Genomic DNA, 25,850 nt, shown 5'->3' with positions numbered 1-25,850 from the left:
GCGGTAGCAAAACTAGATCCCCGCATACCAGTCGTAGCCGAGATCTTCCCAATAGCCGCCGCGCCCTCGACCGAAGGGCGCGAGATCGGCAACGACTTCGATCGCCTTGATGTATTTCGCCATCTTGTAACCCAGCTGGCGTTCGACCCGGACGCGCAGTGGAGCACCGTTAGCGACCGGCAAAGCCGCGCCGTTCAGGCCATACGCGAGGATCGTTTGCGGGTGATGCGCATCGAGCATATCGATCGATTCGTAATAGGCGACCGAGCCGCCAAGGCCGAGCGGCATGCTGTCGAAGCAATGAAAGACCACGTAACGCGCCTCGGGCTTCACCCGGGCTTCATCGAGGACGCGAGTAAGGGCAACGCCGCTCCACTTGGCGATGCAGCTCCAGCCCTCGACACAGTCGTGTCGAGTGATCTGGGTGCGCGACGGCATGTTTCGCAGTTCTGCAAGCGTCAGGTGAAGCGGTCGCTCGACCAGGCCGGAAACACGAAGCCGGTATCCGGCAAAGGCGTCCTGCTTCAGCGCGAGATAGGTCGCATCACCCGGGTCGGTGGAGCCGTTCGGTCGTTGCCCCTGCCGGATCTCGCTCTCGGCAAATTCCGGCGCCAGCCGATCAGCCGGCACCAGCAGCCGCTGTGCTCGGTAAGTAATGCTGTTGGCGGATGCGAGAAAGTCGCGCACGCGACTGCCGTTGCCAACGAGGCCATCGAGCGCGTCGCACCCGGCAAGCGGCAACGACGAGGCCGTCGCCCCCGCCGCCGCCAGGAAGCGCCGGCGACTGAGGACGAACGCGCTCATGTCCTTCCTCCCCGGTCCACCGAACGCCTGATGCGATAACGCCCAGTAATCATCGACCGCATCTCGTTGATTGGACCAGCGGCAAAAACCATGGCGATGTGCACAGTGAAGAAGCCGACGAGCAGCAGCATCACGACGAAATGGATCGTGCGGGCCGTCTGCCTGCCGCCAAAGAGTTGAACCAGCCAGGGCCAGCCGGCGTCCATGCCCGGCGACATCGTCAGCCCTGTCGCGATCATGAGAGGAAAAAAGACCAGGAGAACAATGCCGTAGGAGAGTTTCTGCAAGCTGTTGTAACGCCCGTCATGTTCGAAGCGCAACCGCAGATGCGCGATGAAGGTCGCGGGCAAGGCGCGGATGTCGGCCAAAGCGGGAAGAATGTCCCGCCGCAGGTGACCGTTGATCGTGCTTGCGACCAGCCAGATGGAATAGACGACGGCAAACATCCAGGCGAAGAAGAAGTGCACGACGCGGCCGGTGGCGAGGTCCTGGTAGGACGGCAAGGTCAACCAGGCCGGAAAAGCCCGATAGGCCCGCTCCTGTTCCGGCCCGCTGACGCCCAGGACACCGGTGGTGTCAACGCTCAGCCCCAAGACTGTCGTCAGGCCGCGAACCTCGCCGCTTCGCTCGCGAACAGGTCCAATCGACAGGATGCTGTTGTCGAAGGCAAAACCCGACTGCTGCCCGACATAGAGTGCCGGGTGCGCGTTGAAGATCTGCAGGCCGCTGAGAAACAGAAAGAACAGCGCGCCGGCCCATCCCCAATGGGTAAGCCGGGTTGTCAGCCGGTGCCGCGATATCGCCAGGCTCTGCTGTGCGTTTGACGCGGTCGATTCGGAATCATGTCCTGCTATAACCATGGAAATCTCCCGTTTCCCATGGTTATACGTAGCGCGATTGGGGCAAGTTTCATGTCCCCGCACAATGCTCGCCGAAATCCGCCAACCCACTGTATTTCCTAAGCCAAAAATGCTGTGGTCAATCCGCTTTTCGGCCACAAAGAAGCCGCGCCGCGCACCGCGCAGAAACCGTCCGTTAACCATTTGCGCGCAAATGTGGCTTTCAGTTTCGGACGTTGACCCATCAAGGATCGTTTATGTTCTCGCGCCCTTCTTTGATCGCTCGCGGCGCTGCCGCCTTCGCGCTTGCAGCCACCGTCGGCCTTGCGACACCGGCTTTTTCCGGCGCCAAGGACAAGGTCTTTTTCGAGAAGGTCGCGGGCCAGTGGAAGGGCCCGGGCGAGATCGTCGCGGGCAAGTACAAGGGCACCAAGTTCACCTGCGATCTCTCGGGCGAACCGGTTGCTGGCGATGACACCGGCATCAAGCTCGACGGCTTCTGCCGCGTCGGCGTGTTCAAGCAGCCGATGTCGGCGCTGATCACACAGAAGGGCAACACCTATACCGGCAAGTTTCTCGACGGCGCCGAGGGCAAGGGCCTGGATATCATTTCCGGCAACGTCGCCAAGGACAAGGTCGTCGTCGGCATCAATCGCAAGAAGCTGAATGGCGCCATGATCGCCCGTCTGCAGGACGACCAGACGATGAACATCACCATTTCGGTCAAGGTCGAAGAAACGATGGTGCCGGTCATCGGCGTCAGCCTCAACCGCCAGATCGACGCGATCGCTGTCGGCTCCATCAAGTAACGTTCAACACCCGATTAAACGTCAAAGCCCCGGCATCGACCGGGGCTTTGTCGTCTGTGGATTACGTTGCGGTCCTGTTCAGGCGCCTGCGCGCCACCAGCTCACGTCACCATCCGCAACCTCGATGCCTGCGACGTCAGCCTGCTGCAGCCAGTCGCCGACCGGACGGCCGCCAACAGCCATGTCGGCGGCGAAATCGGCAAGCGGCATCAGTACGAAACCGCGCTCGGTCATCCTCGGATGCGGCAACTCCAGCCGCCCGCCCGCTTGCGCCACGCCCTCGAAGGTCAGCACATCGATGTCGAGCGTGCGCGGCCCCCAGCGCTCGTCGCGAACCCTCTTCATCGACCGTTCGATATCAAGGCAGGCGTCGAGCAGGGCTTCGGGCTCGAGCGTCGTGTCGACCTTGGCGCAGGCATTGTAGAACCAGGCCTGGTCCGTCTTGCCCCAGGGCGGCGTGCGATAAAGGCGCGAGACGGCCTTGATCACGCAGTCGTCGCGGGCATCGAGCAGGCGAAGCGCTTCGGCCATCGCCTTGCGGGGATCGCCGAGATTGCCGCCAAGCCCGAGTGTCGCTGCCCGCCAGCTCACCTCAGACGACATGCTCGACCGTCACTTCGACATAATCGAGCACACCCGGAACCGGCGCATTCGGCTTACGGATCGACACCTTGGCGCGCTTGATCTGCGGGAAGCGCACGCAGAGCGTCTTGGCCACTTCCAGCGCCAGCGCCTCGATCAGATAGCGGCGGCGGCCGGTGACGATGCGCTCGATCTCCTGGAAGGCGATGCCGTAATGCACGGTGTCTTCGATCGAGTCGTCGACCAGCGCCGTTCCCTGTTCGACTTCGAGCTCGGCATCGACGAAGAAGCGCTGACCAAGAAGCTCCTCCTCGTCGAAGACGCCGTGGCGCGCGAAGAAGGCGCAGTTCTTGAGGGTGATGATATAGGTCGCGCTCATGCTTCTCAGTCCCATCGGCTTTCTTGGATCGCCATGATTGCGCGGTCGAGCCGCTCAGCAGTCATGCGCGTGATTGGTAGTCACAGGTTCAGGCGGAATGCGGACGAGAAAATCTCACCTCGCTCTGGCGTGCAGCATAGCATCCGCCATCGCCAGTGCATCCTTGCTGTTTGCGACATCGTGTACGCGGAAAATTGAGGCGCCGGCAACGCGCAAAAGCGCCGTTGTCGCGGCCGTCGCCATGTCGCGATCGGCCGCCTCTCGGCCGCTGACCGCGCCGACGAAGCGCTTGCGCGACGTTCCGACCAGGAATGGCAGCTCGAAACGGTGCAACTCTGCGAAGCGCGCCATCAATTCCAGGTTCTCATCCGTGTCCTTGGCGAAGCCGAAGCCCGGATCGAGAATGATGCGATCCCGCTCCACGCCGGCAGCTGCCGCGATCTCGAGCGACCGGTCGAGAAAATGAAACTGATCGGCGATCACGTCTGCGAGTTTTTCACGGCCCCGGCCCGTATGCATGACGCAGATGCCAGCGCCGCTCTTGGCGGCGACAGTGGCAATGTCGGGTTCGCGCTGAAGGCCGTGCACATCGTTGACGATATGCGCGCCGGCGTCGACCGCAAGCTGGGCGGTCGAGGCTCTGTAAGTGTCGACGGAAATCAGCGCATCGGTATCACGGGCAAGCGCTGCGATGACAGGCAGGATCCGCGCCTGTTCTTCCTCGGCGCTGACGGGCGCCGCATCGGGGCGTGTGGATTCACCGCCGATATCGAGGATCAAGGCGCCCTCCTCCAGGCAGCGCATCCCTTGCGCCACCGCGGCAACGGCATCGATAAAACGGCCGCCATCGGAAAAAGAATCCGGGGTAACATTGACGATCGCCATCAAAACGCCACGCGGCCCCAGTTCGAGGCTGCGTCCATGCGCCAGCTTCCAGCTAAATTTCTGAAATGGATTGTAAGTCATTTTCCCTCACCATCCGCATACGGCCGGGAGCCATCGTTTTGCTGTTGCGCCGGCGCTGGCTATGCCCCAAGCTTGATCGAAGTTCAACCGAAGAGAACCACGCATTGATGTCCCGAGTACGCGTCCCGTTCAAAGTCGCCCTTCTTGCTCTCCTGGTTGCCGCCCCGCTTGGCACGGCCTCGGGCGAAACCGTGGTGAACAAGAGCTTCTCCTATTTTTCGATCGGCGGCCGGACTGCGGAAGAACTGGACAAGGCACTCTCGGCCAGCGGCCCGATGATGAAATCGACCGGCGCACGGCATCCGGGCGCGACCCGCATCAAGTTCGGCGGCTCGATCACCTATGTCAGCCGCAACGGACGCTGCGCCGTCGGCTCGGCCCGCGTCACTCTCAACACGCGCATCATTCTGCCCAAATGGAAGTATCGCCGCCAGGCCGGACGCGACCTCGCCCTCGTGTGGGACACACTGTCGAGCGACATCAAACGCCACGAGGAGCGCCACGCGGAAATCGCCCGCAATCACGCGCGGCGGATGGAGAAGATGTTCCTGGCGTTGAAGCCGCAGGACACGTGCGAAGAGATGCAGGAAAGCGTTGCCCGCGTCAGCGCAACCGCGATAGAGGCGCATGACAAGGATCAGGCTCGCTTCGACCGCACCGAAGCCGCCAACTTCGACAAGCGCATGATCCGTCTTCTGCAATACAGGCTGGAGACGCTGAAGAAAGCGCAACAGTAGATAGCAAAGCCGGAACCCAGAAGAAGAGCCTGACTATAGTCACGGCTCGGGCCATTTCAGCGGCAATACCCACAGTATTTTATTGGTGAAATATAACGATGGCTGCCGGCCGGCGACTCATCTATATTCAAACCAATGAGAGAGGGGCCGGGACAAAGACTAGCCCCACAAATTGAATAGGTTATGCGCGACGCGATTGCGGCGCGAAAAGCTTAGATGTTGCCTTTACTTTGAATTGCGCAACGTTGTTCACTTGAAAAGAAAAAGAAGAAATCGAACAGCGGAGCCGGAACGGGTTCTCCTGGCGTGTCTTGGTGCAGCAGATGTTCCCTCCCTCATCTGTATGCGATGCGCCCTCCTCGCCTCGCTTGTCCAACGACCGGCGAGGCGCTTTTTTTGTGCGGAGGCCTGAAGGAAGGGGCGTGGGACGCAGGCGTTAGGCCTGGCGCTCCGGCACGTGCACGACGAGACCGTCGAGCGCATCGCTCATCTTGATCTGACAGGAAAGCCGCGACGTCGGCCGGACGTCGTAGGCAAAGTCCAGCATGTCTTCTTCCATGGCTTCCGGAGCGCCGACGGTCTGAGCCCAGGCATCGTCGACATAGACATGACAGGTCGCACAGGCGCAGGCTCCGCCGCATTCCGCTTCGATGCCGGGAACCGAATTGCGAACGGCGTTTTCCATGACCGTCGAGCCGTTCTCGACATCAAGTTCGTGGCGCGCGCCATCAAAGGCAACGATCGTAAGTTTTGTCATGTCTCTTTCCGGAATGAACTGGTGGATTGGCCGGGCGCAAGGCCTGTTGAGAAAAGAACCCCGCGGGCGCAAATTCAGGGAAAGTTCTTCCAACAAATCGGCCGGCCAGTCAACAACGGCCGTCATTCTGTGCGTCGCCGCAGATCGCGCCGGTAGCAATGGCTGCCGGCACGGCGCCCTCTATGCGAGGCGCGGGCATCGTGCGACAGACAGGGGTCGGTTAGGCCCCCTGTCTGCTCGGGAGCCGCTAGCGGCAGAGCTTCAGAATGAAGAGCTCGGCTTCGAGCACGGCCGATGCGAGCTGGTCGCAGAGCGAGGCTTCGGCCGGATTGTGTTCGATCGCGCCGGCAACGCTTGCAACGTCGACGGCACCAACAGCAAGGGCTGCGCCCTTTAGCCGGTGGGCTGCCTGGGCACGGGGCGTGCCCTCGCCTTCGGCGATTTCCTTCAAGACCTGGCGCGCCTGGCGCGCAAAGAGTTGCAGCACTTCGATTTCGAGCGCCTTGTCACCCATCGTCTGGACGGCGAGGTGAGCAAAGTCGATCGGCTTTTTGCCTGACGCAGAAGAGTTTCCCGGACTATCCGGGGCTTCAAAGGCAATCCTGAGGGCCGCCATGAGCCAATTTCCCTATTGTTTGTTTGATGTTGGCCTGTTTCCGGCATCGCTTCATCGGGAGCGGTGCCGCCGCCCGCACTGTTCAGACTTCCATCTTCGGCGGGCTCCGGCACCTATTGGCTCAAATCCGGGCGCAATATAGGCAGTATTTTGGGAAAATGGTTAACGTCCGTTAAACTCTCTGATTTCCTTATCTTTTCCGGCTTTTAGACCTGCATTGCATTAAGATTTCATTAGGATTTTAATCAACCCCAAGCGCTCTTAATTGTAAGAACCCAGCTAATGTGTCACTACGATACGCTTAGGAACGGACCCGCGTACGAAAATGGCAACCGTTCCGGTGGATAAGCTCGACGCGTGGTCCCATTCGGCCACAAATGCGACTATCCGTCGAGGCAATGCAGTGGGTGATCAGTAGGGTATTGCGTAGATCCGATGCGCGTATCTTGCCGTCACCGCCCATGAGGAAGAGACCCTGCCCGCTAACGGGCCAGAGGCGCTTTCCGTTCTGGGCAAAAGGTAATGAGGCGTATCCCTATGGCGACGAAAAAGAGCAATGAGTCGATCGACGAAAAGGCGTTCCAGGCTCTGGAAGCTGCCCTGAAGATTGATTTCGACGAGCTTGCATCGAGCCCGAATGACAAGACTTCCTTGGATGATCCGGAGGAAAATGTGTCTCAGCCCACCAATCAGGCGGCGACGCCCGATCAGAATAAGAAAGCACGGCCCCAGCCGGAACAGTCCCGCGGGGCGCGTGCTGCAGAAGCGGCCAAGACGCTCGCTCCGGAACCTGCGCCCAAGTCCCCGTCCCTTTCCGCCGCCAACGACGATGGTCGCCGTTCGCCGGCTGCGATGCTGCGTGCGCTCGACGTGCGCTCCAATCGCGCCGCGATCCGCGTTGCTGCGCTGGTGTCCGTCATCTGGGCGGTTGCCGGCCTCGGTGTCGCCAACCTTCTTTACGGGCCGCAGATCTGGCAGATCCGTTCGCTGAGCGACCTTGCCGCCACCCCTGGCGCCGTCGGCGTCGCGATCGGCATCGTGCTGCCGATCATGCTCTTCTTCTCCTTTGCCATCATGATCGCCCGCGCGCAGGAACTGCGCAACGCAGCGCGCTCGATGGCGGAAGTCGCCCTGCGCCTTGCCGAGCCGGAAACGGCTGCTGCCGATCGCGTCATGACGGTCGGCCAGGCCGTCCGTCGCGAAGTCTCGGCGATGAACGAAGGCATCGAACGCACGATTGCCCGCGCCACCGAACTCGAAACGCTGGTTCATTCCGAGGTCAACGCGCTCGAACGCAGCTACAGCGAAAACGAACTGCGCGTGCGCACCCTGGTGCAGGAACTCGGGCTTGAGCGCGAAGCCATCATCGGCCATTCGGAGCGTATCCGTTCGGCCATCTCCGGTGCGCATGGCAAGCTGAAGGACGACCTGGAACAGGCGAGCGAAGACATCGCTTCGCGCATTGCAATTTCGGGCGAAGCCTTTGCCTCGCTGATCGACACCCGCGCGGCTGCCCTCAGCGAGAAATCGGACGGCGCCTTGCAGTCGATCGGCAGCATGCTGACGACCCGCACCGATGCGCTGCTTTCGGGCCTGACCGCTGCCGGCCTCGGTCTCAGCACTGAATTTGACACCCGGCTTGACCAGCTCAGCGACACGCTGACGAAGCGCGGCGAAGACCTGCTCAGCCAGTTCGAAACGCGCGCCTCCTCGCTTGACGCCAGCACCGAGAAGCTGAATGCGGCGCTCAACGAACGCGCCCGCCAGCTCAACGAAACACTGATCGCCCGCACCCGCGACCTCAACGAAAGCCTGAGCGTCGGCCAGCACGCCATCACCGGTGGCCTCGACCACGTGCTCGCCTCGCTCAACGCCACGCTCGACGAAAAGGGCGCGAGCTTCCGCCAGAGCCTGCGCTCCAGCGCCGACGACGCGATCATGGACCTCGACCTTCGCGGCGGCTTCTTTGAAGAGAAGCTGCAGACGACCGTCGGCCAGCTCGCAACCGCCTTCGACGAGCGGTTCCACGAGTTTGCCTCCGCCTTCGACAAGCGTGCGAGCCTGCTCGACACCAAGCTCATGGAAAGCCTGCACCGCATCAACGAGACCGTCTCCGGCGGTTCGGAAGCGATCGGCGGCGCACTCGACAGCAGCATCGAGAAGATCGGCTCGGCCCTTTCCGACCAGTCGCTGACGCTTGCGACCACGCTCGGCGCGACCCAGGACTTCATCGAAGAGACGATTGCGAGCCGTACCACGGAACTCGGCAACATGATCGGCGATGCGCACACCCGCATCGACAGCGTGCTCTCCGAAAAGACCAGCGGCCTCATGGGTGCCCTCACCCAGGCACAGGACCGCATCGAAAACGGCTTCGGCCAGCGTGCGGACGCACTTTCGAGCGCACTGACGACGAGCGAACAGCGCCTGACCGAAGGTCTCGACAGCCGTACCGCTGCCTTCGTCGACGGCCTGCAGGCCGCGCACGCCCGCATCGAGCAGACCCTGCACGGCTCGACCGACGAGATCACCAGCGCGATCGCTGCCAGCCAGCACCGCCTCGATAACACCCTGTCGGAACGCACGCTCGCGCTTTCGACGATCCTCTCCATGGGCGCAGACTCGATCGACACCGCCGTCAGCGGCACGGCCGACCGGCTGGAGCGCGTTCTTTCCGAACGCGGCGAAGCGATCTCCGACGCGCTCACCAACCAGACGACGGCGCTTGACGGCGTACTCGCCGAGCGCGCCGCCGCCATCACCTCGACGATGTCGTCGCGTGCCAACGAGATGGCCAATACGCTGAGCCGTCACGCCGAAGACGTGGCCGACAGCCTGACCTTCCGGGCAACCGCCGTCGCCGAAACCATGACCGACCGTGTCGGTGATATCGAGCAGAAGCTCTCCGAGAGCGTCAACACGATCGCAGAAAACCTCGGCGGCCGCGTCAGCCTGATCTCCGATACGCTCACCCAGACGAGTGCCCGCATCGCCGAGGATCTGAGCGGCCGTGTCAGCAAGATCTCCGATACGCTGACCGAGACCAGCGCGCACATCGCCGATGCGCTGACGGCGCGCACCACCGAAGCGACCGCGTCGCTTGCCGGAAAGGCAGCGGAAATCGAGGAGACGCTGAGCGGCCGCGCCGAGCACCTGCGCGATACGCTCTCGTCCACGCACGAGCAGATCCGCGTCACGCTCGACGACCGCATCAACGCCATCAACCTTGCCGTCGGCCAGGGCCGCGAGCAGCTCGAAGGCATGCTTGCCGATCAGTCGACCGCGATCGCCACGACGCTCGCCACCAGCGCCGGCATGCTGGAAATGTCGCTCGAAGAACGCCAGTCGGCACTCGCCGGCGCCATCGACCGCAGCGGCGAAGTGCTCGACAGCCGTATGCGCTCGACCACGGGCCATATTGCCGAGCGCCTGGCCGAAACCGCCAACCAGATCAGCCTGGCGGCCGACAGCCTCACCAACCGCGTTGACCTGTCGATCAACGGCCTCAACGATCGCCTTGACGATACCGGCATGCGCGTTGAAACCAGCCTCGGCGCACTCGAAGAGCGCATGCGCGAGAGCGCCGGCAACATCAGCTCGATCGTCGACGAAACCGGCATGCATCTCGAGACCCGCGTTGGCGTCCTCGAAGACCGTATTCGTGGCACCGTCGGCAATGTCGGCGCCGTGGTCGACGACACCGGCGCACGGATCGAGAGCAATCTCGGTGCCCTCGAAAACCGCATTCGCGGCAGCGTCACCAATGTCGGCTCCGTCGTTGATGATGCGGCGGCCCGTGTCGAAGGTGGCCTCAGCGCGCTCGAAGACCGTATCCGTGGCAGCGTCAGCGGCGTCAACGCGATCGTCGGCGAGACCGGTGCACTGATCGAAAACAGCCTCGGCGTCCTTCAGGACCGCATCCGCGGCAGCGTCAACGACGTCAACACCCTGGTCGACGATACCGGCCTGCGCCTGGAAGTCAGCCTCAGCTCGCTGGAAGATCGGGTCCGCGACAGCGTCGGCAGCGTCAACCAGATCGTCGACGGCGCCGGACAGCGGATCGCCGACAGCCTTGGTGACCGCGCTGGCGACATCGACCGCATGAGCGAAGTTGCGGCAACCCGGATCACCGGCGCCATCGAGTCCGGTGCGGAACGCATCGCCGAACGCCTCGGCACCATGGATCGTGCCCTCAACATCGGCCTAGATAACGTCAACCGCACGATCGAGGGCAAGGCGGCCGTTCTGGTCACCAGCCTGCGCGGCGCCGTTCACGAGGCAACGCAGGATATCGACGCTGAAGCCAATCGCCTGGAAGGCAAGACGTCCGACATCGTCGCCAATCTGCGCAGCGCAGTCGGCGGCGTGGCTGAGGACTTCGATGCCGAAGCCGTGCGCCTGGAAGACAAGGCAGCCGGTCTCGCAAACACGCTCCGCAGCGCCGTTGGCGATGTCGCGCAGGAACTCGACGCAGAAACGCTGCGCATGGAAGACAAGGCTGCCGGCCTCGTCAACACGCTTCGCAGCGCCGTTGGCGACGTCGCCCAGGAACTCGACGCAGAGGCACTGCGCATGGAAGACAAGGCCGCCGGCCTTGTGAACAGCCTGCGCGGCGCCATCAGCGGTGCAGCTCAGGAAATCGACGCGGAAGCTGTCCGCTCGGCCGGGCTGCTGTCGAAGGCAGGCGACGATTTCGCCTCCGCACTTGCCGCTCGCCAGGCAGACTTCGCCAACACGATCGACCAGACGGCAGCCGCCACCGCCGCGCGCCACGCCGAGCTTGCCAACTCGATCGAGCAGAAGGCGGCAGCGACCGCTGCACGTCATGCCGAGCTTGCCCGCTCGATCGCCGACGCGGCCGACACCGCAAGCGCACGGCTGGCCGCAACGCACAGCCAGATCGCCAACCACGCCGACAACATCCACCAGGGCCTCAGCAATACGGAGAAGGCGCTGGAAGCCCGTGGCGAAGCAATCCGCACCACGCTCGACGAGCGCACCCGCGAACTCAACTCGATGCTCGCCGGCCGCTCGATGGAGCTCTCGCGCCTGATCGACGAGCAGGCACGCCCTGTCATCGACCAGTATGCCGCCACCGGCCGCGAGGCAGCCGAGCGCATCGCTGCGGTGACACAGGAAAGCGCCGACCGCCTGCGTGCGGAAAACGCCGCCCTCGTCAACGCCATCGCCGAGCGCACGGGCGAGACGCTGAACGCGATCTCCTACCGCGCCGAAGAGACGGCAAAGGCGATGAAGATGGTCGAAAACCGTCTGCAGTCGACCGCCCTTGGCCTGATCGACCAGCTCGCCAACAACAATGCGGCCATTGCCACGGTCATCGACCAGGCGAGCAGCAACCTCGGCGAAATGGACCAGCGTCTGGAATCGACGATCGCCCGCGTGTCGGAATCGACCCGTCAGGCCTCCGACATGCTGTCGACCTCCACCCGCCTCATCGAAGGCAAGGTCGACAAGCTCTCCGATATCTCCGCCTCGACCCTGTCGCAGATCGGCGGCATTGTCGGCCGGTTCGAAGACCACTCGCGCGTTCTCGGCCAGGCCTCCGACCTGCTCGGCGCGGCCCAGTCGAACCTCGTCAGCACGCTCGAGGAACGCCAGGATGCGCTTCGCACCCTGTCGGTCGGCCTCGTCCAGCGCTCGGAAGAGATCGAACGCACGATGCGTGCGCTCGAAGGCTTCGTCGACGGCGCCTTCCAGCGGGCCGAAGAACGCTCGGGCCACGTTGCCGGAAACCTGCGCAGCGGCATCCAGCAGTCCTTCGCCGATGTCGGTCGCCTGCTGACGAGCGCCGAACAGCGCGCGGCGGAAGCTGCTGAATCGATGCGCAACACGCTCGCCCAGGCCGGTGACGAAGCCGGCGCCTCGGTCGAGCAGGTCTTCAGCCGTGCCGAAGAGCGTTCGCGCCAGATCGCCAACACGCTTCGCTCGGGCGTCGAGACCTCGTTTGCCGACGTCAACAAGACGCTCTCCTCCGTCGAAGGCCGTGCGCTCGGCGCATCGGAAGCCCTTCGCCAGGCGATCGCCAAGGTCGGTGAAGATGCCGGTGCCTCGATCGAGGGTGCCTTTGCCAATGCCGAGGAGCGCTCCAAGGAAGTCGCCTCGCGTCTGCGCGGCAGCGTTGCGGCCTCGGTGTCCGACATCGAGCGCATGCTTGCCGAAAGCGGCAAGAAGTCCGATGGCGTCGCAGACCAGCTGCGTGACGCCGTTCGCGTCGCAATCGACGAGGCGATCGGCCGCTTCAGCGGCGCGACTGACGAGATCCGTCGCTCGGCTGGCGAGATCCGCAAGGAACTCGACATGACCCGCGAAGAGCTGAAGCGCGGCGCCTTCGACCTGCCGGAAGAAGCCAAGGAAAATGCGGCCGTCATGCGCCGTGCCGTCGGCGAGCAGATCAAGGCGCTGCAGGAACTGTCCGACATCATCGGCAAGTCCTCGACGCAGCTCGAAGTGGCCCAGCCGCTGCGCCAGCAGCCGGCCGCCGCTCCGGTCGCCCGTCCGGTGCAGCAGCAGGCAGCCCCGCAGCCGCAACCGGTCGCACAGCCGCAGCCCCAGCCGGTGGCACAGCAGCCTGTAGCGCAGCAGCCCGTCATCGAGCAGCCGCGCCGTCAGGAACCGGCACCGGCGCTGCGCGGCAGCCTCGGTATCGAGCAGCCCGCCGTTCGCCAGCCGGCGCCGACGCAGGCTGTGAGCAACGAGGTCGCCGAAGGTGGTGGCTGGATGCGTGACCTGCTCCGTGCGGCGTCGCGCGAAGAAGCACCCTCGCCCGCGCCGCAGCGTCCGGCCGAGGCTCAGCCGACGGCACGGGCCGGCGACAGCCGCAACCCGCGCCACGTGGTTGAATCGCTGAACTCGCTTTCGGTCGATATCGCCCGCGCCATCGATCATGATGCGTCGGTCGATCTGTGGCGCCGCTACCAGCGCGGCGAGCGCGACGTCTTTACGCGTCGCCTCTACACGCTGAAGGGCCAGCAGACCTTCGACGAGATCAAGCGCAAGTACGACCGCGAGCCGGAATTCCGCACCGCTGTCGATCGCTACATCGCAGATTTCGAGAAGCTGCTCGCAGATGTCGCCCGCAACGACCCGGACAAGCGCATCACCCAGACCTACCTGACGTCGGATACCGGCAAGGTCTATACGATGCTCGCCCACGCCGCCGGTCGCTTCAGCTAAGCGAGCCCGGATAGAAACAATCAAAACGGCCCCGTCTTGCGACGGGGCCGTTTTCGTTTGCAGGGATATCAGAGAAGAAAAGCGACGGATCACTTCCGCTAAGATACTGGCGATCCCTTATGATGCAGAGCGCTCCTTAAGGCGCTCCCGGCACGCGTACGACCGGACTCTGCCCCTTGTCGCAAGTTCGAGCCACTACCCGCTAATCACGGCTGCGCGAAGGGGATTTGGGTTCGTAGGCGGGTGTCGTGAACAACGGGCTGTCGACATGCTTTAGCCGCGCCTGGCGACGCGTGCTGACTGGACCGGCTCAACGCAGTGGCGAACAGCCGCCGACATCGGCGGGCTTGACCCGGCCCGCCTGCAGATCCTTCAGGTAAGGCTTGTTCGGGTCCGGTCCGCCGAGCGCGCCGTCGTAGGTCGCACGGTCGATCTTGAGCATGCGGCCGCTTGCGGTGAAGCTCACCATCTCCTTCTTGTTGACATAGGCAGAAGCGACGTTCAGCCGGCAAAAGAACGTCTTCTCTCCGTTGCCGACCACCCAGCCCCAGGCGCCGGACTTGCCCCTGGAGAGCTTGCCGGTGGCGTAGCCTTGCTTGGTGAGCGTCGCGTAACTCTCGGCCTGTGCAATACCGGGAACAAAGGCAAGAGCTACCACGGCGACCACCGCCAGGCGTTTGAAAGAAATAGACATCGAGATTCACCCCTCTGAAGAAACAATAACGCAGCCTTCTAGGCGGGCGCCAACGGTCTATGCAACCATAACATGCAGTCGTCCTTAACGGCATCCGGACGGCCAGACACTCTGCCAGCCAGACAGGTGGAACGCAGGAATGAATGTTGACATCATCACGCTCTGCATCTGAAGTTCGTCCGATGGATAGGGAGCTGCCTTGCACGACACAGCCGATTGAAATCTGCGATTGGTCCTCCGATTGGGCGGAGCGGTTTGCCACCAAGGCGAAGACGATCCGCCAGGTTTTGGGCGATCATGCCTTGCGTATCGACCATATCGGCTCCACCGCAATCCGTGGTCTGGCTGCCAAGCCGATCATCGATGTTCAGATTTCCGTTGCCGATCTGGAGTCCCTCGACGTGCTGGCGGAAAAAATGGCGGCGATCGGCTACCTGTGGCGGCCGCAGAATACCGATCTGGCGAAACGCTACTTTCGTGAGCGCCCTGGCGACGAACGCACGCACATCCACGTGCGCCGAGCGGGAAGCTGGCAGGAACAATGGTCGCTGCTGTTTCGCGACTACATGCGCGCCCATGCCGAGGAACACGGCCCATACGTCGAGCTGAAGCGGGCATTGGCAAGCCGACATCGCCACGACCGGGCAGCCTATACCGAGGGCAAGTCGGAACACTTGTGGCAGGTCATTCGACGCGCGGATCGGTGGGCTGCGGCAAGCGGCTGGAGACCAGGTCCTTCCGATGCGTAGGCCGGTCTTCCGCTGCCCGGCACAGCCTTAATCCGAGATCGGTGCGGTGGCCAATGATCGGCCGAATACGGTAGCTGCTGTCTGCATCGCAAGCCTGTCCTGCGAGCGACTGGTGTTTAGCCGCCTGCCCTTCGCCAAAGGAATGCGTGAAGCATCGCGAACTTGCTGCAGGTCCGGCCAAATTCCTCGCCCAAGGTCAACGGTGTCGGGATGCACGGTGGCAAACGAAAAAGGCCCCGGACGAACCGGGGCCTTTTTCGTTGGGTCTTGGTCGTACCGGCCTGAGCCGGAGCCGATCAATGTTCCTTGTTGGCGTAGACCGACTTCTTGGTGAGGTACACCAGGCCGGTGAAGATCAGCAGGAACACCATGACCATGAAGCCGGTGCGCTTGCGCTCTTCGAGGTGCGGCTCGGCGGCCCACATCAGGAACGCCGAAACGTCCTTTGCGTACTGGTCGACCGTCTGCGGCGTGCCATCGTCATAGGTGACCTGGTCGGCGGAGATCGGCTGAGCCATCGCCAGCGCGGCAGCGTTGGCGAAGTACGGGTTGTAGTGCGTGCCTTCAGCCACTTCGACGCCCTGCGGCGGATCCTGGTAGCCGGTCAGCAGCGCGTGGATGTAGTCCGGGCCGCCTTCCTGGTAGGGCCAGAACATGTCGAAGATGAACTGCGGGAAGCCGCGCTCGATGCCGCGAGCCTTGGCGATCAGCGAGAAGTCCGGTGGAGCTGCACCGTTGTTCGATGCGGCAGCCGCTTCCTTGTTCGCGTAAGGCGACGGGAAGTGGTCGGAGGCGACAGCCTTGCGGGTGAACATCTCGCCGTCGGCGTTCGGGCCGTCCTGAACTTCGTAGTTCGCCGCAAAGGCCTTTACCTGGCCTTCCGAATAGCCCAGGCCTTCCAGCGTGCGGAAGGACACCAGGTTCATCGAGTGGCAGGCAGAACAGACTTCGGCGTAGACCTTCAGGCCGCGCTGAAGCTGACCCTTGTCGTAGTGACCGAAGGGACCGGCAAAGCTCCAGTCCTGCTGTTCCGGCTTGTGGATCGGATAGTGGGGCGTACCGCCGCCATGCTCCTCGCCGCCCTTCGCCTCTTCGGCAACAGCCGTACCGAGACCGAGACCAGCGACGACAGCGAGTGACAGAATGCCTGTAACAAGCTTTTTCATTGTTGTGGGTTCCTTATCAATCGCTGTTCTGATCAGGCGCGCGCGGCAGCCGGCTGCGCCTTGGCATTCTGCTTTTCCAGCACCGCTTCGGTGATGGAGTTCGGAATGCGCTTCGGCGTCTCGATCAGACCGAGGACCGGCAAGATGACGAGGAAGAAGCCGAAGTAGTACAGCGTGCCGATCTGCGACATCACGACGTACAGGCCTTCCGCCGGACGCGAGCCGAGCCAGCCGAGCAGGATGGCGTTGGCCACGAAGACCCAGAAGAACAGCTTGTACCACGGACGGTAGACGGCCGAGCGGACCTTGGACGTGTCGAGCCAGGGCAGGAAGAACAGGATGATGATCGAGCCGAACATCACCAGAACGCCGCCGAGCTTGGAGTCGATCGGGCCGACATTGAAGGTGATGGCGCGCAGCATCGCGTAGAACGGCAGGTAGTACCATTCCGGAACGATGTGAGCGGGCGTCTTCAGCGCGTCAGCCGGAATGTAGTTGTCCGGGTGGCCGAGGAAGTTCGGCTGGTAGAAGACGAACCAGGCATAGATGATCAGGAAGACGGAAACGCCGAGCGCATCCTTCAGCGTCGCATAGGGCGTGAAGGGCACGGTGTCGGTCTTGGACTTGACTTCAACGCCGGTCGGGTTGGTCTGACCCGTTACGTGCAGCGCCCAGATGTGCAGGACGACGACGCCGGCGATCATGAAGGGCAGCAGGTAGTGCAGCGAGAAGAAGCGGTTCAGCGTCGGCTGATCAACGGCGAAGCCGCCGAGCAGGAACTGCTGGATCCACTCACCCACCAGCGGGAAGGCGGTGAAGAAGCCGGTGATAACGGTCGCGCCCCAGAAGGACATCTGACCCCAGGGCAGAACGTAGCCCATGAAGCCGGTCGCCATCATCAGGAGGTAGATGACCACGCCGAGGATCCAGAGGATTTCGCGCGGAGCCTTGTACGAGCCGTAGTAGAGACCACGGGCGATGTGCAGGTAGACGGCGATGAAGAAGAAGGATGCGCCGTTGGCGTGCATGTAGCGCAGCAGCCATCCGTGATTGACGTCGCGCATGATCTTCTCGACCGAGTTAAAGGCGACGGTCGTTTCAGCGGCGTAGTGCATGGCCAGCACGATACCGGTCAGGATCTGTACGATCAGCATGACCGAGAGCATGGCACCGAAGGTGTAGGCGTAGTTCAGGTTCCGGGGAACCGGGTAGCTGATGAAGCTATCGTGAACGAGACGCGGCAACGGCAGACGGGAATCAACCCATTTCTCAATGCCAGTCGTCGGCGTGTAGGTTGAATGTTCAGCACTCATTATCAGTAGTCCCCTCAACCGATCTTGATAACTGTGTCGGATACGAACGAGAAGGTCGGCACGTGAAGGTTCTCCGGCGCCGGACCCTTACGGATGCGGCCGGCCGTATCGTAGTGCGAACCGTGGCAGGGACAGAACCAGCCACCGAAATCACCGGCCTGGCCAAGCGGCACGCAACCGAGATGGGTGCAGGAACCGATCATGACGATCCAGTTTTCCTTGCCTTCGCCGGCGGAACGATCGAGGTCGCTCGCGGAAGCGTCGGCCGGAAGGTTGGCGTTGCGCGCAACCTGGTCCTTAAGCTCGTCCAGCTTGACGGCCTTTGCCTCCTCGACTTCCTTCTCCGTACGGTTGCGGATGAAGATCGGCTTGCCGCGCCATTTCGCCGTCAGCGACATACCGGGCTGAAGGCTCGATACGTCAACCTCGATCGAGGCGAGCGCGAGCGTCGATGCGTCCGGACGCATCTGGTCGATGAACGGCCAGGCGACGGCACCAGCGCCGACGACGCCTGCCATACCGGTAGCCAGATAAAGGAAGTCGCGGCGAGTGGGCTCGCCCAAGGCCTCGCTTGAAGTGTCGTGTTCGCTCACGGCTAAACCATCCTCTCACGCAATATTGCGGAAACCGCATCCGCCCCCGGCGAAATTCCTGCCCCTTGCGGTTTGATCCAGGTCAAGGAACCACGCCCTATTCATAGTGCTGTCGCCCCATCGCCTTGCGGTTGCAAATGCGACATCGGCACAGAATCCGAAAAGAATCGGCGCGCGCACAGCACGCAGAATCCCCGTCAATCCGGCGCGTTCTATGCTTGATCGCAAATTATGTCCAGCCTTGACAAGGGCATGTGGGCAGATTGTCGCGGGGAAAAGCGCGGCCAATTGGCACAAGGACTTGACGGCCATCAGTTGGGCGGAATTTACGCCCGCCGGATGGGCTTGAAGGCGTCCGTAAAGCGCCCTACTCCGCCGCCTCTTCCCGGGCGAGAAATCCGCCGGACTGGCGTGACCAGAGCCCGGCGTAAAGCCCGCCGCGGGCGACAAGTTCGGCGTGCGTTCCCTGTTCGACGATCCGCCCCTTGTCCATCACCACCAGCCGGTCGAGCGCGGCGATCGTCGACAGCCGATGCGCGATCGCGAGCACCGTCTTGCCCTGCATCAGGCGGTCGAGATTGGACTGGATCGCCGCTTCGACTTCGGAATCGAGCGCCGAGGTCGCCTCGTCGAGCACGAGGATCGGCGCATCCTTCAGCATCACCCGGGCGATCGCGATGCGCTGCCGCTGTCCGCCCGAAAGCTTGACGCCGCGCTCGCCCACATGGGCGTCGAGCCCCTTGTGGCCGCGCTGGTCCTGAAGGTCGGCGATGAAGTCGTAGGCTTCGGCTTTCCGCGCCGCAGCGATCAGTTGCTCCTCGTTCGCGTCGGGACGGCCGAAGAGGATGTTGTCGCGGATCGAGCGATGCAGAAGTGAAGTATCCTGGCTGACCATGCCGACCTGGGCGCGCAGCGACTCTTGCCTGACGGACGCGATATCCTGGCCGTCGATCAGGATGCGCCCGCTTTCAAGATCGTAGAAGCGCAGCAGCAGGTTGACGAGCGTCGACTTGCCGGCGCCCGAGCGACCGACGATGCCCACCTTCTCGCCCGGGCGCACCACGAGCGAGAAATCGTCGATGACGCGGTCGCCCTTGCCGTAGTGGAAGCGGACGTGCTCGAAGCGGATTTCCGGCTTGCTCACGGCCAGTTCCGTCGCGTCGGGCCGATCGACGAGACCGATCGGCTGAGAGACCAGTTCGGCCGAGTTCTGGATCGTGCCGATGTTGCGCATGATCGAGTTGAACTGCGTCATCATGCGGCCAAGCAGCATGTTGAGCCGGAGCACCAGTGCCAGCGTGAAGGCGACCGCGCCGGAACTGATCGAGCCTGCGAGCCAGAGATGGATGGCGTAGACCGCGATCGCCGTGATCATCAGGCCGGAAAGCAGTGCCAGCGAGGCGCGCACGGCCGTCAAGAGCCGCGTGAACGGGATGACCGCGCGCTGGAACCGGTCGAAGCCGCCGCGGATATAGCGGTCGTTCTCCTCGTCGCGCCCGAAGAGCTTCAATGTCTGGATGTTGGAATAGGCATCGACCATGCGGCCGTTCAGCATCGACGCCATTTCGGCGGTATCGCGGGCGTGCTTGCGGATGCGTGGAACGAAAAAGCGCGCCAGCACCAGGAAGACGACGATCCAGAAGCCGACCATCGCGGCCAGACGCCAGTCGAGCTGCGCCACCAGCGCCATGGTGGACGCCGTGTAGATGACGATGAACCAGACGACCTGCAGCAGCGAGACGAGCAGGTCGCTCGTTGCTTGAGCGCCGGCCCAGACCTTGGTGACGATGCGGCCGGAAAAGTCGTTCTGAAAGAAGGTCAGCGACTGCCTGGCGACGTGCACGTAGGATTGCCAACGCACCAGGTTCAAAAAGCCTGTCGTGATCGCCTGTTCTTCGACGAGCGCCGCCAACGACACCGCGATGAAACGGAAGACCATGACTGTCAGGAGCATGAACAGAAGCTCCGGGCCATTGGCGGCGATCAACCCGCTCCAGCCAGCTTCCGGCTTCACGGTGTCGAGCAGATCGACGAGCCGCCCGACGAAGTAGAATAGACCCGCCTCCAGCATGGCGACGAGGCCGCCCAAGACGGCCATAGCGATGAACGGTCCCTTGGCCTGTCTGGCGTAGAACCAGGCAAACCCCCAGAGCGATTTCGGCGGCTGCAGGCGCTCGCGCGGTGCGAAGGGCTTGATCCAGTTCTCGAAGAGGCTGACGATGGCGCTGAGCATGGTTCCGATATAGGCGGTTCGGCAGGAACAGCAATCGGTTTCGACACAATTGCAGATTACAAATGCGTAACGTCTAACAAAGAGGCCCGCCGCTCTTTCGAACGGCGGGCCTCAGGTTGCTTACTCTGCGGCCTCTTCCTTCTCGACGTCGTCGGCGATGAAGCCGCCCGACTGGCGAGACCAGAGGTCAGCGTAGAGACCGCCATGGGCAACGAGCTCGGCATGCGAGCCGGTCTCGACGATGCGGCCGGCCTCGAGGATCACCAGCCGGTCCATCTCCGTCAGCGTCGACAGGCGGTGGGCGATCGCGATCACCGTCTTGCCGGCCATCAGCGCGAACAGGTTCTCCTGGATCGCCTGTTCGACTTCGGAATCGAGCGCCGAGGTCGCCTCGTCGAGGATCAGGATCGGCGCGTCCTTCAAGAACACGCGCGCGATCGCGATACGCTGGCGCTGGCCGCCGGAGAGCTTGACGCCGCGTTCCCCGACCTGCGCGTCCAGGCCCTTGCGGCCCTGGTTATCCTCGAGCCCCTGGACGAAGTCCCAGGCGTTCGCCTTCTTGGCCGCCGCAATGATCGCCTCGTCGTCCGCTTCCGGATGGCCATAGGCGATGTTGTCGCGAATGGAGCGGTGCAAGAGCGAGGTGTCTTGCGTCACGACGCCGATCTGCGAGCGCAGGCTGTCCTGCGTGACGGTGGAGATATCCTTGCCGTCGATCCGGATCGCACCGTCCTCCAGGTCGTAGAAGCGCAACAGCAGGTTCATCAGCGTCGTCTTGCCCGCACCCGAGCGACCGACGAGGCCGATCTTCTCACCCGGCTTGATATCGAGCGACAGGTGATCGATGACACCCTTGGCCTTGCCGTAGTGGAAGCGGATGTTGTCGAAGGCAATCGCCCCCTTGTCCGCTGTCAGCGTCTTGGCGTCCGGCTCGTCGACGATGTCGTGCGCCTTGGTCATCATGCCGATGCCGTCATAGACCGTGCCGATATTCTCGAACAGCGCCGAGACTTCCCACATGATCCACTGCGACATGCCGTTGATGCGCATCGCAAGGCCGACGGCGATCGCGATCGCGCCGACGGAGATCGCACTCGTCAGCCACAGATGGATGCCAAGCGCTGCGATCGCAAAGAGCGCGATACTGTTGTTGGCATAGACCAGCACGTGGAACAGCGTCACCTTGCGCATCTGGCGATGCACGGTGTCGAGGAAGCCGTCCATGCCGTCGCGCGCATAGCCTTCCTCGCGGCCGGCATGCGAGAACAGCTTGACCGTACCGATATTGGTGTAGCTGTCGACGATCCGGCCGGTCATCATCGAGCGCGCGTCCGCCTGCTCCTTGGAGATCTTCTGCAGCCGCGGCACAAAATAGCTGACGATGCAGATGTAGATCGCCAGCCAGATGCCGAGCGGGATCACCAGCCGCCAGTCGGCGGTGGCGACGACGGCGAGCATCGTGACGAAGTAGCTGACGACATAGACGAAGACGTCGAGGATCTTCATCACGGTTTCGCGCACGGCTAGTGACGTCTGCATGACTTTCGTTGCCACGCGTCCGGCGAACTCGTTGGCAAAGAAGGTCATGCTCTGGCGCAGCAGGTAGCGGTGCATCTGCCAGCGGGCGATCATCGGATAGTTGCCGAGCAGCACCTGATGCATGATCAGCGAATCGATCGCCACGAGGCCCGGCAGGCCGATGAGGACGAGCGCACCCATCCAGAACAGCCGTCCGCTTTCGGCGGCGAGGAAGCTCTCGCGGTCGGCGCTCGACAGCCAGTCCACCATGTTGCCGAGGAACTGGAACAGCGCCACTTCGCCAATGGCGATCAGCGCCGTACAGACGGACATGATGATGAGCCACGGCGCAGCCGGCTTGGAGTAGTGCCAGCAGAAGCCGAACAGAGTCTTCGGCGGAACCGTCGGCTCCTCCGGCGGATAGGGATTGAGGCGGGATTCAAACCAGCCAAACATAACATTGCTCCTTCAGAGTATTTTGAAGGAAAGCGGGATTTCGCCCCGCATTCTTATGATGAAAAAGTCAGTCCGGAAATGCAGCCCGCAAAGGGCTTCGTCTTCCGGAGTCCCGGAAGCGCGTCGATCTCGGTTAAAAGATAGGTCGCGGAACCGGTCAGGCCAAACGGTGGCCCACTACTCCAGGAAGGCGTGTCAACATCAATACATTCATGTTTGCCTCCGTCGGTTCGCGTTGAAGAGGTCCGATCTCTACCCTTATTCGCGCTCGCATGCCAGATTGTCGCAGGCACTTTCTTGCCCAATTTTTCATCGCTCCGACCGCTGTTGCCGTTTCGGCACAGATTAGCGCAGGCAATATGAGCGACCTCAAAAGCAAGCAGCGCCGGACGTTTCGCGGCGGAGAACAAGGATGATCGCTTCATCGGACACGCCTCCTGACCTTCAAAGTGTCGGCTTTCTCCTGCGGCGCCCCCGCGAGGGTGACGCAGACGTGCGCCTGAGGCTCGGCCGCCATCCGGATATCTACCGGATGTTCGGTGCGGGCAGGTCGTTTCCCGGCCTCTTCGGCCACGGTGAAGCGGACGCCTGGGTAACGCGCATCGCCGAACATCCGGCCGCCTGGATCATCGATCAGGACGGCCTCGTCGGCGAAGTGCGGCTCGACAACATCAACCGCGCCGATCGCCGCGCGAACTTCGCCATCGGCATTTTCGATCCGGATCGCCTTGGCAAGGGTCTTGGCACGGCGGTCATCAAGCGGGTATTGGCCTATGCCTTCGACGAACTTGCCCTTCATCGGGTCTCGCTGAGGGTCCTCGCCTTCAACGAGCGGGCGATTGCGGCCTATCTCAAGTCCGGTTTCTCGATCGAGGGCCGCGAACGCGAATCGGCGCTGATCGACGGTGAGTGGCACGACGACATCATGATGGGCATCCTGGCTGCGGATTTCGATACGCGGCGCAACGCCCCCGGAAACGAGTAACCTGACGTGAGCAATCTGCGCATCGCCCTCTACCAGCCCGATATTCCCGGCAATACCGGCACGATCCTGCGCATGGCCGCCTGTCTCGGGCTTTCGGTCGATGTGATCGAGCCGGCCGGCTTCGACCTCTCCGACCGAAACCTGAAGCGCGCCGGCATGGACTACATCGCGTCGGTGGCGCTCACTCGTCACGTCAACTGGGAGCGCTTCGAAGAGTGGCGCTCGGCGAGCGGACGTCGGCTGGTGCTCGCCTCCACCAAGGCTGCCCTGCCCTATACGCGCTATGATTTCCGCCCAGACGACATCCTGCTTTTCGGGCGGGAAAGCGCCGGCGTGCCCGATCACGTGCACGAGCGCGCCGATGGCCGCATCCTCATTCCGATGGCCGACGGCCAGCGCTCGCTGAACATCGCGATCTCCGCCGCGATGATTGCGGGCGAAGCGATCCGGCAGGTTTCGCCGATTTGATACCGTCTCCATAGCCGTCTCCTTGGCGGCAGGCCGAGCTCTTTGAGAGCCCGGCCGAGAGCCCTCGTTTCCAACGTTACGCCGCGACTTCGTTGTAAGGTTTGCTCTTGCGCGCCTGCTTCAGCACCCGCGCCCACCAGGTCAGGCGATCCATCATCAAAAACAGCGGCGCGCGGAGCTCCTCCGGTTTATAGAGGTTGCCGGCAGCATCGAACTTCGACCACGCCTTCGGGAAGGCCACGCCGTCGCGCAGTGTCACCGTGTGCAACTCTCCAAACACCTGGCGCAATTGCTCGACCGCGCGAATGCCGCCCGAGGCGCCGCCGTAAGAGACGAAGGCGACCGGCTTTGCGTGCCAGGGCTCGTAGACAGAGTCGATCAGTTCCTTCAGCGCCGCCGGGTAGCCGTGGTTGTATTCGGGTGTAACGACGATGAAGGCATCCGCCTCGGCGATCTTGCGCTCCAGCCATTCGCCCGGATTGACCGCCGCGCCAAGGCCGCGCGACGTTCTGAGCCGCGCCGGGTCGATGATCGTCAGGGAGAAGGTGTCGGAAGCCGATAGTTCCCGGATCAGCCAATTGGCGACTGTGTCGCAGAAGCGACCCTGCCGCGCGCTGCCATAGATCACGGCGAGGGTCATTTTCTCAGTCATGGGGATCAAGCTCCTGTTGTCTCAGTCATGGAGCCAATGCTATAAAACCTCAAGATTAGTTGAGGTCAATAGCCGTTATGACGATTGTGAAACAAAGCGAATTGCGCCGCGAACTGACCGTGGGCGAAGTGGCGGAGCGCAGCGGCGTCGCCGTCTCCACCCTGCATTTCTACGAGGCCAAGGGGCTGATCCGCAGCAACCGCACCCGCGGCAACCAGCGCCGCTATCCGCGCGGCGTGCTCAGGCGCGTCGCCGTCATCAAGGTGGCGCAGCGCACCGGCATTCCATTGTCGGAAATCCAGGACGCTTTGTCGGTTTTGCCGGACGATCGTCCGCTGACGGTCGAGGATTGGGGCAGATTGTCCGAAAACTGGCGCGAACAGCTGAACGAACGCATCGCCAGCCTGATGGCGTTGCGCGACCATCTGACGAGCTGCATCGGCTGCGGCTGCCTGTCGCTGCGCGAATGTCCTCTGCGCAATCCGCACGACGTGCTGTCGATGGAAGGCGCCGGCCCAAGGCTCATGGATGAAGACAGCCACCCTTGAGCGGCCGCCACGACCAAAGGTGCCTACGCATGGTCATTGTGCGGAAAAGAAGATGAAGTCAGAACTAAGAGGCCGAGTTGCGATAGTCCTTCCTCTTCTCGCTCTCATCCTGTTCTCATGGTTCTATTATCTTGACGATCGCGCATGCGCCGCAGGGGATCAGCAATGCGCCGTCAATACATTCCTGGCGCTTGCCCTGGGGACCGTGATACTCGGGCTGGTAGCCATCATTAATCTATTGATTCTTCTCGGAAAAACTCTGATTTATATTCAGGATCGAAATCGAGGTTGAGCGCTGTGCTACCTTGGCTCGCAGGGAATCTGGCGCGTTTGTTGACGTGACCGGTGATCTCAGAAAAAGCGGCAGGGGCGATGGATCAATCCGCGGTCGGCAGGCGGCGCATCGTAAACTCGATCTCGTCGCCCTCGAGCTGGCGCCAGCTTTCCACCTCGGTCCAGTAGGCGGCCTTCGGCCAGGTGTCGAACCATTCCCGCGCTTTTGCACGGGCAGCACTGCGGTCGAGCCGAAAGGTTTCCCGCACGAAAAGGCCGTCGCCTCGTGTCGGATTTTCCCGGCGATGCCGGGCGATCTGCCGCCGCAATCCATCGAGCGGCGGGCCTGCAGGTATTCTTGCCATGGGCTATACCTCTGGATTGTAAGATAGTGAGGCAAGCCTGCCTTTGCCAGAGCTTTGTGTAGGCGGGTTTCGCCGGGGCCAAGGACACGCCGCGACCGAGTGGCCGAAGCGCTGGACCGCCGTTGCCATCAGCGCCAAAGTGTGAACTGTGGCG

General features: G+C 62.6%; 23 protein-coding genes. 8 read left to right on the top strand and 15 right to left on the bottom strand.

What is annotated here, in order from left to right; all coding sequences use genetic code 11:
* Window positions 1–12: 12 nt before the first annotated feature.
* Together ASD63_RS03965 and ASD63_RS03960 are read right to left on the bottom strand one after the other, a co-directional pair.
* Window positions 13–804 carry a molybdopterin-binding protein gene (locus ASD63_RS03965; RefSeq protein WP_034794601.1) on the bottom strand — a complete coding sequence of 264 codons (792 nt, stop codon included), beginning with the start codon at window positions 802–804 and terminating at the stop codon, window positions 13–15.
* Window positions 801–1,664 carry a cytochrome b/b6 domain-containing protein gene (locus ASD63_RS03960; RefSeq protein WP_051659311.1) on the bottom strand — a complete coding sequence of 288 codons (864 nt, stop codon included), beginning with the start codon at window positions 1,662–1,664 and terminating at the stop codon, window positions 801–803. The genes ASD63_RS03965 and ASD63_RS03960 overlap by 4 nt, the downstream gene beginning before the upstream one ends.
* Before the next feature lie 236 nt (window positions 1,665–1,900).
* Here ASD63_RS03960 and ASD63_RS03955 point away from each other — a divergent pair, with 236 nt between their 5' ends.
* Window positions 1,901–2,452 carry a hypothetical protein gene (locus tag ASD63_RS03955; RefSeq protein WP_034794604.1) on the top strand — a complete coding sequence of 184 codons (552 nt, stop codon included), beginning with the start codon at window positions 1,901–1,903 and terminating at the stop codon, window positions 2,450–2,452.
* Window positions 2,453–2,530: 78 nt separating this feature from the next.
* On the opposite strand, the gene folK is transcribed toward ASD63_RS03955, so the two are convergent.
* The 3 genes from folK to folP all read right to left on the bottom strand — a co-directional run bounded on the left by folK (window position 2,531) and on the right by folP (window position 4,379).
* Window positions 2,531–3,055 carry a 2-amino-4-hydroxy-6-hydroxymethyldihydropteridine diphosphokinase gene (folK, locus tag ASD63_RS03950; protein ID WP_034794607.1) on the bottom strand — a complete coding sequence of 175 codons (525 nt, stop codon included), beginning with the start codon at window positions 3,053–3,055 and terminating at the stop codon, window positions 2,531–2,533.
* A complete protein-coding gene (folB, locus tag ASD63_RS03945) occupies window positions 3,045–3,413 on the bottom strand; it encodes a dihydroneopterin aldolase (RefSeq protein ID WP_034794609.1) in 369 nt (122 codons plus the stop codon). The genes folK and folB overlap by 11 nt, the downstream gene beginning before the upstream one ends.
* 114 nt (window positions 3,414–3,527) lie before the next feature.
* Window positions 3,528–4,379, bottom strand: a complete 852-nt coding sequence (gene folP, locus ASD63_RS03940) for a dihydropteroate synthase (RefSeq protein WP_034794612.1) — start codon at window positions 4,377–4,379, stop codon at window positions 3,528–3,530.
* 107 nt (window positions 4,380–4,486) lie between these two features.
* Here folP and ASD63_RS03935 point away from each other — a divergent pair, with 107 nt between their 5' ends.
* Window positions 4,487–5,116, top strand: coding sequence for a DUF922 domain-containing protein (locus tag ASD63_RS03935; RefSeq protein WP_034794616.1), 630 nt, complete (start codon window positions 4,487–4,489; stop codon window positions 5,114–5,116).
* 436 nt (window positions 5,117–5,552) lie between these two features.
* Here the strand turns inward: ASD63_RS03935 and ASD63_RS03930 are convergent, their stop codons facing one another.
* Complete coding sequence (locus tag ASD63_RS03930) at window positions 5,553–5,873, bottom strand: 2Fe-2S iron-sulfur cluster-binding protein (RefSeq protein WP_034794619.1); 321 nt, start codon at window positions 5,871–5,873, stop codon at window positions 5,553–5,555.
* A 247-nt stretch (window positions 5,874–6,120) separates the two neighbouring features.
* Window positions 6,121–6,489 carry an Hpt domain-containing protein gene (locus ASD63_RS03925; protein WP_034794621.1) on the bottom strand — a complete coding sequence of 123 codons (369 nt, stop codon included), beginning with the start codon at window positions 6,487–6,489 and terminating at the stop codon, window positions 6,121–6,123.
* Between the two features lie 537 nt (window positions 6,490–7,026).
* Here ASD63_RS03925 and ASD63_RS03920 point away from each other — a divergent pair.
* Window positions 7,027–13,683 carry a kinesin gene (locus ASD63_RS03920; RefSeq protein ID WP_034794624.1) on the top strand — a complete coding sequence of 2,219 codons (6,657 nt, stop codon included), beginning with the start codon at window positions 7,027–7,029 and terminating at the stop codon, window positions 13,681–13,683.
* Window positions 13,684–13,993: 310 nt separating this feature from the next.
* Here ASD63_RS03920 and ASD63_RS03915 read toward each other — a convergent pair whose 3' ends face one another.
* Complete coding sequence (locus tag ASD63_RS03915; protein ID WP_060528797.1) at window positions 13,994–14,377, bottom strand: hypothetical protein; 384 nt, start codon at window positions 14,375–14,377, stop codon at window positions 13,994–13,996.
* 182 nt (window positions 14,378–14,559) lie between these two features.
* On the opposite strand from ASD63_RS03915, the gene ASD63_RS03910 reads away from it, so the two are divergent.
* Window positions 14,560–15,126, top strand: a complete 567-nt coding sequence (locus tag ASD63_RS03910) for a GrpB family protein (RefSeq protein WP_034794983.1) — start codon at window positions 14,560–14,562, stop codon at window positions 15,124–15,126.
* A gap of 296 nt (window positions 15,127–15,422) precedes the next feature.
* On the opposite strand, the gene ASD63_RS03905 is transcribed toward ASD63_RS03910, so the two are convergent.
* The 5 genes from ASD63_RS03905 to ASD63_RS03885 form a co-directional block, all read right to left on the bottom strand.
* Complete coding sequence (locus ASD63_RS03905; protein WP_034794986.1) at window positions 15,423–16,292, bottom strand: cytochrome c1; 870 nt, start codon at window positions 16,290–16,292, stop codon at window positions 15,423–15,425.
* A 32-nt stretch (window positions 16,293–16,324) separates the two neighbouring features.
* On the bottom strand, window positions 16,325–17,605 hold the full coding sequence (locus tag ASD63_RS03900) for a cytochrome b N-terminal domain-containing protein (protein ID WP_034794990.1): 1,281 nt from the start codon (window positions 17,603–17,605) through the stop codon (window positions 16,325–16,327).
* 14 nt (window positions 17,606–17,619) lie between these two features.
* On the bottom strand, window positions 17,620–18,198 hold the full coding sequence (gene petA, locus ASD63_RS03895; RefSeq protein WP_034794992.1) for a ubiquinol-cytochrome c reductase iron-sulfur subunit: 579 nt from the start codon (window positions 18,196–18,198) through the stop codon (window positions 17,620–17,622).
* A gap of 367 nt (window positions 18,199–18,565) precedes the next feature.
* Window positions 18,566–20,431 carry an ABC transporter ATP-binding protein gene (locus ASD63_RS03890; RefSeq protein ID WP_034794995.1) on the bottom strand — a complete coding sequence of 622 codons (1,866 nt, stop codon included), beginning with the start codon at window positions 20,429–20,431 and terminating at the stop codon, window positions 18,566–18,568.
* 120 nt (window positions 20,432–20,551) lie between these two features.
* On the bottom strand, window positions 20,552–22,405 hold the full coding sequence (locus tag ASD63_RS03885) for an ABC transporter ATP-binding protein (RefSeq protein WP_034795000.1): 1,854 nt from the start codon (window positions 22,403–22,405) through the stop codon (window positions 20,552–20,554).
* Window positions 22,406–22,817: 412 nt separating this feature from the next.
* Between ASD63_RS03885 and ASD63_RS03880 the strand changes: the two genes are divergently transcribed.
* Together ASD63_RS03880 and ASD63_RS03875 are read left to right on the top strand one after the other, a co-directional pair.
* Window positions 22,818–23,390 (top strand): GNAT family protein, encoded by a 573-nt coding sequence (locus ASD63_RS03880; protein WP_051659327.1) that lies wholly within the window; start codon window positions 22,818–22,820, stop codon window positions 23,388–23,390.
* Window positions 23,391–23,396: 6 nt separating this feature from the next.
* A complete protein-coding gene (locus ASD63_RS03875; RefSeq protein WP_034795003.1) occupies window positions 23,397–23,858 on the top strand; it encodes a tRNA (cytidine(34)-2'-O)-methyltransferase in 462 nt (153 codons plus the stop codon).
* 76 nt (window positions 23,859–23,934) lie between these two features.
* Here ASD63_RS03875 and ASD63_RS03870 read toward each other — a convergent pair whose 3' ends face one another.
* Entirely contained in the window at window positions 23,935–24,510 is a 576-nt protein-coding gene (locus tag ASD63_RS03870; RefSeq protein WP_034795007.1) for an NADPH-dependent FMN reductase, read from the bottom strand.
* A gap of 77 nt (window positions 24,511–24,587) precedes the next feature.
* On the opposite strand from ASD63_RS03870, the gene soxR reads away from it, so the two are divergent.
* Window positions 24,588–25,058, top strand: a complete 471-nt coding sequence (gene soxR, locus ASD63_RS03865; RefSeq protein ID WP_034795010.1) for a redox-sensitive transcriptional activator SoxR — start codon at window positions 24,588–24,590, stop codon at window positions 25,056–25,058.
* A 52-nt stretch (window positions 25,059–25,110) separates the two neighbouring features.
* Window positions 25,111–25,350, top strand: coding sequence for a hypothetical protein (locus ASD63_RS03860; protein WP_034795013.1), 240 nt, complete (start codon window positions 25,111–25,113; stop codon window positions 25,348–25,350).
* An 85-nt stretch (window positions 25,351–25,435) separates the two neighbouring features.
* On the opposite strand, the gene ASD63_RS03855 is transcribed toward ASD63_RS03860, so the two are convergent.
* On the bottom strand, window positions 25,436–25,696 hold the full coding sequence (locus tag ASD63_RS03855; protein ID WP_034795016.1) for a hypothetical protein: 261 nt from the start codon (window positions 25,694–25,696) through the stop codon (window positions 25,436–25,438).
* Window positions 25,697–25,850: the final 154 nt, after the last annotated feature.

Source organism: Ensifer sp. Root558 (assembly GCF_001427045.1).
Taxonomy (GTDB): Bacteria; Pseudomonadota; Alphaproteobacteria; order Rhizobiales; family Rhizobiaceae; genus Ensifer; species Ensifer adhaerens.
This window is presented reverse-complemented; position numbering and strand designations above follow the sequence as displayed.